We start from the raw sequence: 13,714 nt of genomic DNA, 5'->3' as shown, positions 1-13,714 counted from the left end.
AACTGTTACCTCGCCGCGGCCAGAAGGTCTTCCAGCATGCCGTCGACGGCGCTGATGAGCCGTGTCGCCGCTGAGTAGGATCGCTCGATTTCCAGTAGCAGCGTCATTTCTTCGTCGATGTTGACGCCTGTCTTGTTGTTGAGGTTTTCAGCCGTCCGACTGAGAATGACGGTCTGCACCTCGACATTGCTCGTCATGGTCTTTCGACCGGCTTCCAGCCAGCTGACGGATGAAGCGGCAAAGCCGGACAACGTGTCGGTCGGATCGAGTTCCACGCCGCTGTCGAAAACGGTGTCCTTGTCAAAGGCGGAAACCAGTTCCTGCAGACGGTCGGAGAACCCGGCAGCACCGGACGGGTTGTAGTTGTAATTGGGATCGAACGGGTCGGAGATGCCGCCATCGCGCAACCTGTCCAGGTCGCCGCCCTGATCCGGATCGGCGTTGGCATTGACGACGATTTCCGCAGCAAGCCCGGTGATATGGGTGCCGGATGCCGGCACCGCCGGTGCACCAGACCACGTGAACAGGCCAGCCTGATCCGGATTGCCGCCACCACTCTGATCGCTTTCGGCGAAGGCTTCGATCAAACCACGCGCGATTTCGTCGAGCTGGCTCTGGTAGGTCACCGCGACTTCGTCGCGCAGTTCAGCAAGACCTTGCAGCCTGCCGGACTTGATCTCCATGAGTGCGCCCGGTCCCGCAACGGGAACGCCGTCCACCATCACGGAGTTACCCGTGGTAGCAGCACCATAAACAATGGTCGGCTCGAAGGTGACCGCTCTGGCCTTGGTTTCAAACAGCGTCACGCCGCTGTCCGTGTAGACCACAATATCGCCATTGCTGCGGTTCAGCGTGGTAATGCCGATTTCCTCGGACAGCTTGAGCAGAACCTGGTCGCGGCTGTCGTGGGCATCGGTGACATCAGCCCCCGATTGCGTTCCCCGCACGATAACCGAGTTGAGATCTTCGAGTTGTTTCAACAGCGTGTTGATCTCACGCACGGAGGTCGCCATGTCCGCATCCGCGTTGGTGCGCACATCCTGCACCAGTGCCGTTCCGGACTGGAGCGTTTGCACCATGTCCTTGGAGGCCTGCAGAACGTCCTGCGCCTGGATCGCGTTGCTGGGATCGGAAGCATAGTTTTGAAGCGACAGCTTCAGCGCACCGAGTTTTGCCGCAGCGGACATGTGGTTCTGGGTATCGCCTGTGGTTTCAGCGAGACGGGTAAGACCCGCCAGGACCGCTTCCTGGGAGGATCCAGTGGAGGTGGAGGACAGGAGCGACGAATACAGCGCGCTGTCCGTCACCCGGCCGATACCGTCGACCTTGAGGCCGCCGGCCTGACCGGTGTCGGTGTAGGTCTGGCTCAACAGAACGGATTTGCGCGAGTAGCAGGGGTCTTGAGCCCCGGCGATGTTTCGCGAAACCACGGAGGATTCTGTCTGCCTTGCGGCCAGCGCGGACTGGGCGACTTTGAGGGCTACAGACAAACTCATGACAATAACTTTCCGATTGGCGGGTGAGCCGTGTTAGCGGACCAGGTTGACGAGCTGCTCGAGCAGGTCGGAACCGGCCTTGAACACCTGGGAATTGGCCGTGTAGGTGCGCTGGGATTCGATCATCGAGGTGAGCTCGTTGCCGAGGTCGACGTTGGAGTCCTCAAGGCCACCAACCTTGATGCTGCCAAGGCCGCCCTCGCCCGCGAAACCGACCCGGACATCACCGGAATCGAAGGACGTGCTGTAGACGTTGCCGGATTTGTTGGAGAGCCTGTCAGGGCTCGGTACATCCGCCAGCGGGATCTTGTAGATCGCCCGGCGGTCACCGTTGGTGTAGATGGCAAACAGAGTGCCGTCGTCAGAGAATTCGACGTTCTTCACCGCACTCGGTGCGTTCCCGTCCGCATCAACGTTGGTGACCGTGAAATCGGCATTCAGGTAGGTCGACTGATCAAGATCCAGGTCGAAGGTGCCACCATTGGGAACCGCGATATTGATTGCGGTCGCACTGGCACCGGTGAGATTGCCTGTGGTGACGTCGAAGGTCAGCGTCTGGGTATTCAGTGCCGGAGCAGTATAGGGAAACCCGCCACCGGGTGCGGCATCTGCCGCGTTGTAGATCGAGACTTCCCAATCACTGTCTGCAGCCGTTTCCGTGACCTTGGAGTAATAGACATCCAGTTTCACCTCGTTGCCGAGGTTGTCGTACACGATCATGGACGTCTTGTGGGAATAGCTCGCGGTTGCTGCGTTGGCGGAGGGCAAATCCGCCGCCGGTACAATCGCCGCGTCTTCACTCACGTTCACGCGCAGGAACGCTTCGCTGGTGGGAGTGGCTTCCAGCTGGTTCTGGGTGATGTTGATCCGCTCCAGACCACCAAGACCGTTGGCAACGGTTGTTGGCGCGGTGTTGCCCGTGATCGGATAGCCCTGGAGATAATAGCCGGCCGTATTCAGGAGATAGCCATCTCCATCCGGAACGAAGTGACCGGCGCGGGTCAGAAAGCTTTCACCCGCCTCGTTGCCGACAACGAAGAAGCCGTTGCCATCCACCGCAAGATCAAGCTTCGACGTGGTGAAGCTGATGTTTCCCTGCTTGGAAACCTGGTACTGGGTGTGCGCCTCGACGCCGCCGGAGTTGAACGAGCCAGCCCCTTGCGAAACAACCAGTGAGGAAAATTCCGACTGGGCGCGCTTATAGCCTGTCGTGCTCGAGTTCATAATGTTTTCGGCAACTGTGCCGAGCTTGCTCGACTGTGCGTTCATGCCGGAAACGCCGGTTCGCATAACTCCGAAAAGGCCCATGACAGGTCTCCTGTGTCCAAATCAACTGGAGACAGTCAAACCGACCTAACTTGCGCGAAGCTGTTGCGAGAAAATAATTATTCTTTCCATTCAGATACTTAATTATGTAAAAATTTATCTATCAAACAAAACGAAAGCACCGGGCAAGCTGTCCGGTGCTTTTCAGAGATCAGGCGCCGCAGAATTGCTTGGACTGCTGTGTCCAGTTTCCAAAACCGGAAGCAACCATGTTGCGGATCACCGTGCAGACATACCGTTTTTGCGCGGGATCATTGTTCGGACCCGCATGATAGCGGGCAACAGCCATCGTCCAGGATCCCTGGCGCCGCCTCAGGTCCTTCAGGAACCTTGCCGCATATTGCACATTTGCACGTGGTTCCAGCATCTGATCCACCGAACGGAACTGGTCACCGTGGTAATGATGGTTGATCTGCATACAGCCGATGTCGATCAGCTTCTTGCCGTGCTGTTGCGCATCAATCACGTCCTGCTTCGCGGCTTGCCGGCTGGGAGGAAACACGGACTTTCCCTCGATATTGAGGGCATAGGGGTACAGCGAATTGCGCCGCCCGGTTTCCGTCAGCCCGACCGCATAAAGCACGCCGAGCGGCACGTTGTACTTTCGCGCAGCCGAGATCATCTCGCGTTCGCAAACGTTCTGGGTCTCGGCAGCCGCAGGCACGCTAACGGCGAGAGCACTAAAGATAGATGCCGTCAGAAAGGCTGATGTCAGAACCTTCCTCATGACCTGTTCCTCTTGTTGTTTCAGAAGCCTGATACGCGTCTTCTCTGGAGTTTTGGCCCGGACGCCCATTCTGCTGTCCGGCACCGTTGCCGGAACTCTGCGGTTGGCCGTCAAACGGGTTACCGCCACCAGCGCCATTCTGGTTCTGGGCCTGAGGGCCTGAAGCGTTGCTTCCCGCCTGGACCTGGATCCGGTCGTCTCCAGCCTGGATCGTGATGGCATCAGCCTTGACCCCGGTCGTCCTGAGCATCTGATCGAGCAGTTGCCGGTCTTGCTTCAGGAGTTCCGCAGTTTGCGCCCTGCTCGTTACAAGCGACACTTCCACTGTATCACCGACCATCCTGAGAGACACTTTCACGGTGCCGAGCTCATGTGGCGTGAGCTGGATATCCAGTGTTTTCAGAACAGGACCTTCCGCCTTGGCAGTTATGCCACCGTCAAGTGATGCGGAGCTGGAAGCCATATCCTTTACCGCAGCGGCGATCTGGTCACCCACCTGTTGCGCGGGGGAGAGTCGCATATTCGGTGCAAAGTGGGTTTCCTGGCGCAGAACCTTGACGGTGCCCGCCGCTTCGTCCGGCAACATGGACCGGCCAATAGCCCCACGTCCTTCGCCGTCGGAAATTGCCTCCGGTTCGACGCCGAACTGCGCGAAGAGCGAAGAAGTTCCGGTCTGTGCAGGTCCATCGGGATCACCAACCGGCATGCCGTTGGCCTGCCCTTGCAGGAGCGAAGGCATAGGGGCTGCACCAGACTGGGCCTGCGACGAGGGAACCTGCCCGGGTTTTCCAGCCAGCACCGCATTTAGCGACAACCCCACATGCGCTGCCGAACTCTGCAACATGGTTTCGGCCTTCGGGTCCGTTTGTCCCTCGACCGCACCATCCAGGCCCTCGCCATCCTTCGCCTTGCGTGACAGTGCGTTCTGGGAAGCCTGACGCAGGGCATCGACAAGATTGCTGGTCGAAAACGCCGCAGAACCAGCCGCCTGTTCCTTGCCGGAACCGGTCTTGCCGTTTGCATCACCCGTAGCCCCGTCTGCCTGATCAGATGTTTCAGACCCGGGTTTTCCTGCCGCATCTTCGGCAGCATCGCCTTTTTTCATGTTCTGCATGACGGCCTGGAATGCAGCTGCGGCTTCTTTGGAAGAGGTTTGCCCGCGCTCGCCCGTTCCAGCGTCCGTCGACTTGCCGGACTTCGGCGCAGTCGGAACGAATGCCTGAGTGTTAACGCTCATCCTGTTCTCCCAATTGAGCGAGGGACTTTCCCGTCCGGCGCAACAGAACATTCGCAAGTTCCATGTCCGCGCTGACCCAGCTTTGATCTTCAGGAGCGTCCATATTGGTCGCGACGTTGAATTCGCCGATCACGTTGGGCGGCGGCTCCGGAAAATGCCGGACCGAGTTGAGCACGGTATAGACGCCGTCAAGCATCGCCAGGTCCTGCGCTGTCAGGATCGACTTGTCGATCGACCACAACAGGTCTCGGTTGGCTGTAATGAACTCCGGGTCGAGACGGGTTGCCGCAAGATAGATCTTCAGGATTTCGTTTTCCTTGGTGCCGTCGACGGTTAGCGTCAGCGCTTCTCCCGTTGCCTTTCGCGCGACATTCAGATGGCCTGCCAGCAGGGCGGAACGGGCCAGCCGAAGATAAAGACCGCGCCTGCTGTCGGCATCGAATTCGTGCAGCACGTCATCCAGAAGCGCGAACTTGTCCTCGCTTTTGACAAATCCGAGCGTGTCCAGTGACAGGGCAAATCGCCTGCGGAAATCACCAGCGTAAACCGACGTGCGGAACCGGCGAAGATACCGGATGCTGAGAACTCGAAAGCGATCGACGTTCCCGGTCATCCCAGCGACGAAGACTTCCCGGCGAAGAGCAGCTTCCTCGACGAGCGTTCCAGGCATCAGTAGGCTGGCGACCTGAAGCAGTTCCATCGCCTTTTCCGGATCCGTGCGGATGTAGGGTGCAGCCTTTACCAGTGCGACATGTCCCCCCAGGCTTGCCGGCAGTTCCAGCGGATCGATCGCCGCCAGAAGAACGATCATGTCCTCTTCCCTGCCTTCGACATAGGCAAGCGACGCTTCCATGAGTTTGCGGTCGACAGCGGGTGCCGGATCGAGGGACAAGAGATACCGCATTACGTCTGGGTGTCCGCCACTCAGAAGATGGATGACGGCCGCCCGCGCGTTGCGTGGTTCCTGCCACGCGTCGGCTGGCAACACGACGAAACTTGCGTCCATCTTTGTCAGCAAGGCTCGCTGCGCCTGCATCACATGGCTGTTGCCCTGTGCGATCTGCTCTTGCAAGGACTGCAGCGACCGGATCATTTCAAATGGTTCCGGATCCGAAGTCTGCTTACCAACCTGCTGCGCCCAGCCTGCCGACACCCAGAAGACGGCCGCAATCAAGCCAAGGAGCAGACCTTTGAAGCAAGGGATCCTGATGGAAAGGCAGCGCATTACCGAGCCCCTTCCAGCAAGTAGATCTCAATCCGCCTGTTGGAGGCAGCAAGAGGATCGGAAGGAACTTTCAGATCCTGATCGGCGTAGCCTTCGACTCGGTTGAACCTGTCCTTGCCGACACCTCCGCGAGTGAGCATGTAGAGAGCCATGTGAGCGCGTGCCGACGACAAGCGCCAGTTGTCATAGGTCTTGCTTTTGAAAGGGCGCGCGTCCGTATGACCCTTGATGACAATCTGTCCCGGAGTTTCGGCAACCACCTTGCCAATCCGTTCAAGCAGTTTGACGAGTTCCGGGCGTGGCTCGGCAGACCCGATGGCGAACATACCGAAGTTCTGGTCGTCGGTAAGGCTGATCAAGGCTCCCTCACCTTCTCTCGTCACCGTAATCTGACTGGCGGTTTCCTCAAGAGCTGTCCCCTCAGTCTGGGCAAGGACTTCCGAAAGACGGGCGACCAGTACCTCGGCGCTGCTTTCCGTGAAGTCTTCTTCGTAAGTGCCCTCACCGTCTCCGGTACCAATGACCGTTTCTGTCTGGACTTCAGCGATCACCTCGGTTGAAGACGCCTGAAGCGACTTGCCAAGCACATGAGCGACGACCTGATCCGTCGTATCCCCGTTGTCGGGAAGTGCGCCGTTGCTGACAAATTCAAAGGACGTCGTTCCGGATTGTTCCGCCATGTAGTCCCCGTTGCTAGGCCCATTTCCAGGGGCAGCGTTTCCGTTTTGCCGGGTAATGCCGGTCTCAGGTTGCGTGCCATCTTCAAACGGCGCAGCAAAGGCGAATTCACCGGCCAGAGCCTGGGTAGAAGGCGCGGTACCATCGCCCGGCAAACTTACGTCAGGAGCTGCCTCGGCACTGGCGACACCTCGGCCAGGACGGAACTGCCAGAACATCGGATCAAAGGGATCCCGATAGGCCTGCCCACCCTGAACGCCTTCGTTTTTCTGAAGACCTGTGCCTATACCCTTTGGGTTGTCCTCCCGCACATCGGCGACACGGATTTTCTGCGAAAGGGTGTCGAGTACGGCATAGGGATCCGTGAAAAGGATCGATTCCGAATGGGTCTGGGTAAACTGCCCAGAGGCCGGAGCCCCACCCATCTCCGGTGTCTCGACCACCTCCTCCAGTCTGTGTCCCTTGTCCAGGCCATCACCGAAGTTCTCATCCTGATCGACCGGCGCATCAGACCCACCCAATTTGCCGGTGAAAAGCTTGGTGCCGGCTTCGTTGGTATCGCCGTTGATCTCCGGATCGTTCAGGCCCTTGCGGTTCGGAGCCGTGGAGGCAAGTTTGACCGGGTTGAAATACTGCGCAACGCCGCGACGCACGCTGTCGTCGGTCACATTGATCAGCCACATGACCAGAAAAAAGGCCATCAATGCGGTCATGAAATCCGCGTAGGCAATCTTCCAGACGCCATGTGGCAGCTGATCGTCTTCCCAGCTGTTCTTGCGCCGGACAATTACGATTTCATTCGGGACGCCGTCCAACATCAGTCTGCCTCCCCTTTCAAGGCTTCAAGCTGGCCGAGCCATTGTCCGAGCCGTGTTTCAATGGTTGTCTCGTCAAGCAGAGCCACCAGTTCGACCTGATCAGCATGCTGAACGTCGATCCGGTCTCTCAAGGCCGGCAACTGCTCCAGCACTCGGCTGACCAGAGTTTCCGGTCCGCGCAGCCTGATCATTTTGCCCTCCGTTTCCTCGGTCAGTTGCCGAAGATTGCCGGCAAAGGCATCGACCAGCTGGTCGACGATCTGCTCTGTCAGGAAAGGTTGAAGAAGCTTGGAAAGCGAATAGGAGATCCGCTGCTCCATAACATTGAGGAAGCCTTCGATGGAGGCGCTCACGTTGGCCGATTCACGCATGTCGAACCGGTCACGCTCGTCTTTGAGCTGCCTTGCGTGCTCCTCGCGCTCCTGTTCCAGGATGGCCTGAAAATGAGCCATCGTGCGGTCACTGCCTTCCGCCAGGCCGCGCTCGTATTCGGCCTGAAGCTGTTCTTCCAGGCTGGGTTCGGGCACAGCTTCCTCGCAAGGCTCCAGAACGTCCACGAGAGCGGGGTCGAATGCACCGAAGGACTTGAATCTGGAGGCGGACAGGACGGGAATATGGGAAGCGATTGAGGTGGTCATTAGATGCGCTCCGATTCATAGAGCCACTGGCGCAGGATCGCGGCAGACTGTTCCTCGTTGAACTCCAGCAAGGATTCCAGCTTCCGGAGCGCGGACTTGTTGCGCCGGCTGTTGAGGTCCTGCAGCATGTCGGAATGATCCGGCGGCATCAGGAAGGTCTGATCCCCGTCGACTGCTTCTGCAGTCCCTTCCGCAGTCTCCGGCAGCATTCCGAGTTCGGCCATTTCGACCTGCGGCTTGGCCATTTGCGGCACCAGGGCAGCCACGGCAGGCCGCAGACCGAACCAGATCACCAGCATCGACACGGTCAGGATTGCGAGCGCATTGATGATGTTGCCGGACTGGCGCATCAGATATTCGGTGATGCTGATCGGCGGGATCGGCTCCATGGCCCGGCCGCCGTCAATGAAGTCGACGACAGCAACCTTGACCAGGTCTCCCCGTTCTTTTTCAATCCCCGCAGAAGAAGCAACCAGTGCTTCGATTTCCGTCAGCTGTTCATCCAGTTGAGCCTGGGTCGGTTCGCCGCCAAGAGACTGCGCAAGACGGGACTTATCAACCAGAACCGCAATGGACAGACGGTCGACACGATAGCCATCCTGAGACGTCTCGATGCGTTTGGAGGAGATCTCGTAATTAACGGTTTCCTCGCGCCGCTCGTTTTCTTCGCTGGAACGCTCACCGTTGTCCGCGGACACATCCTCTTCAGGAAGGTTCTGCTCGACCGTTGTCGGTGCCGAGACGCTGGAGTTCTGAGCGTTCTCGTTTTCGCGAATGGTCCGGATTGAGCGCTCGGTCCGCGAGTCCGGATCGAAAATCGTCTCGGCAATCGTCTTGCGGTCCGTGTTCAGCTCCGCGGCGACACTGACCTCGAAGTTGTCCAGGCCAAGATATGGCGTCAGGGTCTTGCGAATGTTTTCCTGGATCCGGCTGCTGACAGCCGTCTCGAGGCTGGCAAGCTGGCCTGCGGAGGCCTTGGTCGGATCCTGGCCGGCCGCCAGGATACCACCGGACGTGTCGAGCACTGTAACCTTGTCGGCTTGCATGCCCGGAACACCGGCAGCAACCAGGTGGCGGATGGCATCGGCGGTTCGTACATCGTCTGGCACATCGGAACGGATGACGACAGATGCCGACGGCGGCTGCTGATCGCGCCTGAAAGATCCTTTCTCTGGCAACACGATATGAACGCGCGCTGCCCGGATCCCCTTCATGAGCTGGATGGTTCGGGCAAGCTCACCTTCAAGCGCTCGCACCCGTGTCACTTCCTGCATGAAGGAGGTCAACCCAAGCGACCCCAACTCGTCGAAGAGCTCGTAGCCGGAGTTGGCTCCACGCGGGAGACCCTTTTCGGCCAGAAGCATGCGCGCCTTGGCTGTCTGCGCATGGCTCACCATGACGGCGGTGCCTTCCGAATTGATGTCGAAAGGAATGCCGGCGTCCCGCAGCGCGGAACCGATGCGAGTGACGTCTTCACCGTCGAGACCCGTATAGAGGACGGTCTGTTCCGGTCGGCTCAAGTAATATGCTCCCGCGCCGACGGTCGCGATTGTAGCGAGCCCGATCAAGGCGAGCGCGACAAGTCTGCGCACTCCCAGTTCCATCAGGTTTGCCCATAGTTTTTCGGCGTGTTCACGGCCCGGCATGCATAACCCCTTCATGCACGTAACGTTCTGTTTGAACCACTATCGGAACTGGACCTTGCGCGAGCCTGTCACCCGGGCCTGAAGACGGAAATTCTGGACACAAAAAAACCGCGCCCCGAAGGGCGCGGTCCTCTTGCCTGGAAATCCGGTCAGATAAACTGGTTGGATTAACGGAACAGGGACAGAATGTTCTGCGAACCCTGGTTGGCGATCGACAGAGCCTGGATACCGAGCTGCTGCTGAGTCTGCAGAGCCTGGAGGCGGGTCGATTCTTTGTTCATGTCAGCATCCACGAGCTGGCCGACACCACGGTCGATCGAGTCGATCAGAGCGGACACGAAGTCCTTCTGCAGATCAACGCGCTTCTTGGTGGAACCGAGCAGGGTTGCGGAGTCTGTGATGAGGCCCAGAGCTTCGTCGACATCCGAGATCATGCCTTCCAGAGTGGTCAGGTCGGCAGCGCTGTCCGTCAGAGCGGAGATGTCGATGGTGTCGACAACGTTACCGTTCGTCAGAGCACGATCGAGGATACCGGTACCACCACCAGTGGTGTCATAGAGCTGGGTAGCGGTGATATCAACCGTGGTCGTCAGAACGGAAACCGCACCACCGACGCGGGTGAAGGAGCTGACGATTTCTTTCGATGTAACGGTGGTCACGTCGGAAGACAGCCAGTTTTCACCGTTGAAAACAGCGGATTCGGCAGTCGACTTAAGCTGGTTCTGCAGTTCGTTGATGTCGGACTGGATCTTGCCGCGGTCGACACCCGGAGTACGGGCAGCAACAAGCTTGGCTTTGATTTCGTTCATGACATCAACAGTGCTGTCCATAGCAGTGTACATGACGTCGACGGTCGCAGCACCCAGACCCAGAGAGTCTTCAACGGCGCTAAGAGCCATGTTGTCAGAACGCATGGTGGTTGCGATGGACCAGTAGGCAGCGTTGTCTTCCGCGCCGGCAACGCGATAACCGGTGGAGATGCGGTTCTGCGTCTCTGCCAGGTTGGCGCTGGTGTTCCGCAGAGTCTGCAGAGCGGTCATTGCGGAAGCGTTCGTCATCAAGCTAGACATGATATGTCCCTTCAATGTGTCAGTGTGTACTGGATTGGATTGGGACATGCCGGGTTTGCACCGGCACAGCAGGAGCAGCGTCATGCTTTTGAACCGTGGGTAGTTTGGGGTTCAACCTGCTGTGAAAATGACCCTAGCGGCTCAATCTTGCGTGAAGCTTACGTCGATACGGGCAATTTGATCTTTTTCGAATTTCTCCAAGGCCTAATCTTGGACCAAAAGATATAGTCGCGCGCGATCTTATCGCCAAAACAAAAAAAGCGGAGCCTTTCGGCCCCGCCCTTTTGCGCCCCGACGCCTCCGTCGGTTACAAGAATGATCGCACAAGACTACCGACCAGAAGGTTCCATCCGTCGATCAAAACAAAGAACAACGCCTTGAAAGGCAACGATATGACTGTTGGTGGCAACATCATCATACCCATGGACATGGTGATCGTTGCGACGATCATATCGATCACGAGAAAAGGCAACGCGATCAAAAATCCGATTTCGAAACCCCGGCGCAACTCGGAAATCATGAAAGCCGGGATCAAGACACGCAGTTCAACTTCCTCTGCAGAGGCCGCTTCGTTTTCTGTCACGCGGCCGGCCGCAAGATCATCAAAGAGAACGAGATCTTCTTCGCGCACCTGGCTGAGCATGAAGTCCCGGAAGGGCGTTGTGATCCGCACATAGGCCTCTTCCTCGGAGATCTCGTTGTTCATCAGAGGCTGAACACCCTGCTCCCAGGCTTTGTCGAAAGTTGGAGCCATGACGTAAAAAGTCATGAAGAGGGCCAGCGAAATGAGGATCAGGTTACCCGGTGTTGTTTGAAGACCTATACCGGACCTCAGGAACGAGAAAGCGATCACGAAACGGGTGAAGCTCGTCACCATGATCAGGATGCCCGGAGCCAGAGAAAGCACCGTCAAGAGTGCAATCATCTGGATGATGCGGCCGCTGGCACTGCCCTCTCCTGCAGGTAGCAACGCAGAAAGATCCGGCACCTGGGCAGCCGCAGCCCCCGTCATCGCGACCAGTACAAGGCCGGCAACAAGAAGACGGCTCATTGAATAACCACCGATTCCAGAATGACTTCGTTCACCTGACCTTTGGTGCGTGTCTGAGCGCGCTCGGTGAGATCTTCGCGAAGATGCTGCAAACCGATCCCCCCTTCCAGATGAGAGAGCGTAAGCGTGCGCATGTAGCCTAGAAAATCGTCCTCGACCTTTTTCTTGAGCACACCGACATCACCGTCCGGATCGTCTTCCAGAAGAATTGACGCCTGCAACCTGATCCAGGCGTCTTGCGGCGATGCCAGATTTGTCACGAGCGGTTCAAGCGTCTGCAGGCGTGTCGAAGGCGAAAACGGCAGCGTTTCGGTAAAGCTCTGTTGCTGGCGAAGCCGGCCATGAACTTCCTCTTCCGTATAGTCCGCAACATATTTTGCAAGGCCCGCTCCAGCGCCACCGCCAATCAGCGTCAGGAGCACCAACGCCGCGACGAAACCGGAGCTGCGCTGATTTTCCCGCGCACCCTCAAAAGGAACTTCAATGATATTAGGCATTTGGGTCTTTCCGGTACTTTCAGGAAGGGCTCAGAAGGGCGTCACGATGTCGTAGATCTGCTGCCCCCAGGCCGGTTGCTGAACCTCGGTGATCCTGCCGCGGCCACCATAGGAGACCCGCGCTTCGGCAATCTTGTCGTAAGGAATGGTGTTGTTGGCCTGAATGTCCCGCGGACGTACGATCCCGGCGATTTGCAGGATGCGCATCTCGAAGTTGACGCGCATTTCCTGCGAGCCGGAGATCACCAGGTTGCCATTCGGCAGCCGGTCCGTGACGACGGCGGCAACGGACAGCTGGATTTCTTCCGACCGATCGATAGAGCCGGAACCCGCGGAACCGGAGCCGGAATCAACGCCAAGATTGCCGCTGCCACCATGCCCGATGCCATCCCAGTCGTAATCCATGGTGCCACCCCAACCGATATCGGAAGTGCGGCGGCGATCCGAACTGTTGTCCATGTTCGCGCGGTCATTGATCTGGATGGTTACTGTCAGCACATCACCGACCTTCTTCGCACGCGGGTCTGCAAAGAAATTGTCGCGACCGCTGGCCCACAAGGAGTTGTAGTCCTTGACCGTGCCCTGCCCGAAAGTGCTCAGCGGATAAGCTGCCGGCTGTTGAACGGCAAGGCCGTACCCGACCGGAGACATCTCCGGTGCGCGACCAACGTCTTCCAGCTGCCCGGCACAGCCGGTCAGCATCGCAGCTCCTAGGGAGATCACAAAAGCGCGCATCAGAAACTCCGTTGTATTTCGGGATGGGTCAGGCCCATCATCGATTGGGTTAGCTGGGCAGCACGGGAAGGCTCCATCTCATCGAGAATGCTGCTGGCAACACGGGCCTTCAGTTTCAGGAGAACGCCAACAGCGGCTTCCTCGTCGGTCGTCTGCAGCTGCGCCGCAGCTGCTTCCGGACGCATGCGCCCGATAATGGAGACAACCTGATCCTCGACTTCGTTGAGAAGGTCTTCGCGCCGCTCGACCCATTTTTCGAATTCGCGCTCTTTGCGCTGCAATTCTTCAATCCTGTCCCGGAGACTTGCCTCCAGGCTGATCAGTTTCCAGGTCTGCCACTTGATGCGCGCATCCGAAGCCGCTTCGGCGATGTTCTTGCAATAGAGCTCGCTGTCCTGTGGCGGTACGGGCGCAATCGCGCTTTCGCGTGCCTGCGGCTTCTGACGCGGCGCCTGGGCAATGGCCTGGCCGCCAAATGTGAGCGAAACTGCCGCAAGCACCAGAAGCGTGAATGTGCGGCCGCGGTCCAAATGTCGTGGCATAAGGCCTTCCCTTGTGCAGAACCTCTTT

At 58.2% G+C, this 13,714-nt stretch carries 13 protein-coding genes; all 13 read right to left on the bottom strand.

The genetic code is table 11. The annotated features are described in order from the left end of the window. Positions 1–5: 5 nt before the first annotated feature. A complete protein-coding gene (gene flgK, locus HEP89_RS21260; RefSeq protein WP_168692989.1) occupies positions 6–1,496 on the bottom strand; it encodes a flagellar hook-associated protein FlgK in 1,491 nt (496 codons plus the stop codon). A gap of 33 nt (positions 1,497–1,529) precedes the next feature. Continuing rightward, complete coding sequence (locus HEP89_RS21255) at positions 1,530–2,804, bottom strand: flagellar hook protein FlgE (protein WP_022998510.1); 1,275 nt, start codon at positions 2,802–2,804, stop codon at positions 1,530–1,532. 169 nt (positions 2,805–2,973) lie between these two features. Then, a complete protein-coding gene (locus HEP89_RS21250) occupies positions 2,974–3,549 on the bottom strand; it encodes a transglycosylase SLT domain-containing protein (RefSeq protein WP_062488687.1) in 576 nt (191 codons plus the stop codon). Then, positions 3,503–4,786: a flagellar hook-length control protein FliK gene (locus tag HEP89_RS21245; protein WP_167579600.1), complete on the bottom strand. Its 1,284-nt coding sequence runs from the start codon at positions 4,784–4,786 to the stop codon at positions 3,503–3,505. Before HEP89_RS21245 ends, HEP89_RS21250 begins: the two co-directional genes overlap by 47 nt. Then, positions 4,776–5,879: a chemotaxis protein gene (locus tag HEP89_RS21240; RefSeq protein ID WP_208997710.1), complete on the bottom strand. Its 1,104-nt coding sequence runs from the start codon at positions 5,877–5,879 to the stop codon at positions 4,776–4,778. The genes HEP89_RS21245 and HEP89_RS21240 overlap by 11 nt, the downstream gene beginning before the upstream one ends. A 131-nt stretch (positions 5,880–6,010) precedes the next feature. Then, a complete protein-coding gene (locus tag HEP89_RS21235) occupies positions 6,011–7,507 on the bottom strand; it encodes a MotB family protein (RefSeq protein ID WP_077292792.1) in 1,497 nt (498 codons plus the stop codon). Then, entirely contained in the window at positions 7,507–8,145 is a 639-nt protein-coding gene (locus HEP89_RS21230; protein ID WP_055654457.1) for a hypothetical protein, read from the bottom strand. Before HEP89_RS21230 ends, HEP89_RS21235 begins: the two co-directional genes overlap by 1 nt. Beyond that, entirely contained in the window at positions 8,145–9,791 is a 1,647-nt protein-coding gene (gene fliF / locus HEP89_RS21225; RefSeq protein ID WP_062488683.1) for a flagellar basal-body MS-ring/collar protein FliF, read from the bottom strand. The genes HEP89_RS21230 and fliF overlap by 1 nt, the downstream gene beginning before the upstream one ends. Before the next feature lie 167 nt (positions 9,792–9,958). Further along, positions 9,959–10,861 (bottom strand): flagellin, encoded by a 903-nt coding sequence (locus HEP89_RS21220; RefSeq protein ID WP_031268437.1) that lies wholly within the window; start codon positions 10,859–10,861, stop codon positions 9,959–9,961. A gap of 307 nt (positions 10,862–11,168) precedes the next feature. Beyond that, on the bottom strand, positions 11,169–11,912 hold the full coding sequence (gene fliP, locus HEP89_RS21215) for a flagellar type III secretion system pore protein FliP (RefSeq protein ID WP_022998502.1): 744 nt from the start codon (positions 11,910–11,912) through the stop codon (positions 11,169–11,171). Then, on the bottom strand, positions 11,909–12,409 hold the full coding sequence (locus tag HEP89_RS21210) for a flagellar basal body-associated FliL family protein (RefSeq protein ID WP_055654461.1): 501 nt from the start codon (positions 12,407–12,409) through the stop codon (positions 11,909–11,911). Before HEP89_RS21210 ends, fliP begins: the two co-directional genes overlap by 4 nt. 30 nt (positions 12,410–12,439) lie before the next feature. Beyond that, entirely contained in the window at positions 12,440–13,144 is a 705-nt protein-coding gene (flgH, locus tag HEP89_RS21205; RefSeq protein WP_022998500.1) for a flagellar basal body L-ring protein FlgH, read from the bottom strand. Beyond that, on the bottom strand, positions 13,144–13,686 hold the full coding sequence (locus tag HEP89_RS21200) for a MotE family protein (RefSeq protein WP_055654463.1): 543 nt from the start codon (positions 13,684–13,686) through the stop codon (positions 13,144–13,146). The genes flgH and HEP89_RS21200 overlap by 1 nt, the downstream gene beginning before the upstream one ends. Between the last annotated feature and the right edge of the window lie 28 nt (positions 13,687–13,714).

The organism is Labrenzia sp. 5N, assembly GCF_012395805.1.
GTDB classification, from domain to species: Bacteria; Pseudomonadota; Alphaproteobacteria; order Rhizobiales; family Stappiaceae; genus Roseibium; species Roseibium algicola.
This window is presented reverse-complemented; position numbering and strand designations above follow the sequence as displayed.

Bases quoted from the DNA above. Each gene is read 5' to 3' on its own strand.
- flgK (WP_168692989.1), bottom strand. From the start codon at position 1,496: ATGAGTTTGTCTGTAGCCCTCAAAGTCGCCCAGTCCGCGCTGGCCGCA.
- HEP89_RS21255 (WP_022998510.1), bottom strand. From the start codon at position 2,804: ATGGGCCTTTTCGGAGTTATGCGAACCGGCGTTTCCGGCATGAACGCA.
- HEP89_RS21250 (WP_062488687.1), bottom strand. From the start codon at position 3,549: ATGAGGAAGGTTCTGACATCAGCCTTTCTGACGGCATCTATCTTTAGT.
- HEP89_RS21245 (WP_167579600.1), bottom strand. From the start codon at position 4,786: ATGAGCGTTAACACTCAGGCATTCGTTCCGACTGCGCCGAAGTCCGGC.
- HEP89_RS21240 (WP_208997710.1), bottom strand. From the start codon at position 5,879: ATGATCCGGTCGCTGCAGTCCTTGCAAGAGCAGATCGCACAGGGCAAC.
- HEP89_RS21235 (WP_077292792.1), bottom strand. From the start codon at position 7,507: ATGTTGGACGGCGTCCCGAATGAAATCGTAATTGTCCGGCGCAAGAAC.
- HEP89_RS21230 (WP_055654457.1), bottom strand. From the start codon at position 8,145: ATGACCACCTCAATCGCTTCCCATATTCCCGTCCTGTCCGCCTCCAGA.
- fliF (WP_062488683.1), bottom strand. From the start codon at position 9,791: ATGCCGGGCCGTGAACACGCCGAAAAACTATGGGCAAACCTGATGGAA.
- HEP89_RS21220 (WP_031268437.1), bottom strand. From the start codon at position 10,861: ATGTCTAGCTTGATGACGAACGCTTCCGCAATGACCGCTCTGCAGACT.
- fliP (WP_022998502.1), bottom strand. From the start codon at position 11,912: ATGAGCCGTCTTCTTGTTGCCGGCCTTGTACTGGTCGCGATGACGGGG.
- HEP89_RS21210 (WP_055654461.1), bottom strand. From the start codon at position 12,409: ATGCCTAATATCATTGAAGTTCCTTTTGAGGGTGCGCGGGAAAATCAG.
- flgH (WP_022998500.1), bottom strand. From the start codon at position 13,144: ATGCGCGCTTTTGTGATCTCCCTAGGAGCTGCGATGCTGACCGGCTGT.
- HEP89_RS21200 (WP_055654463.1), bottom strand. From the start codon at position 13,686: ATGCCACGACATTTGGACCGCGGCCGCACATTCACGCTTCTGGTGCTT.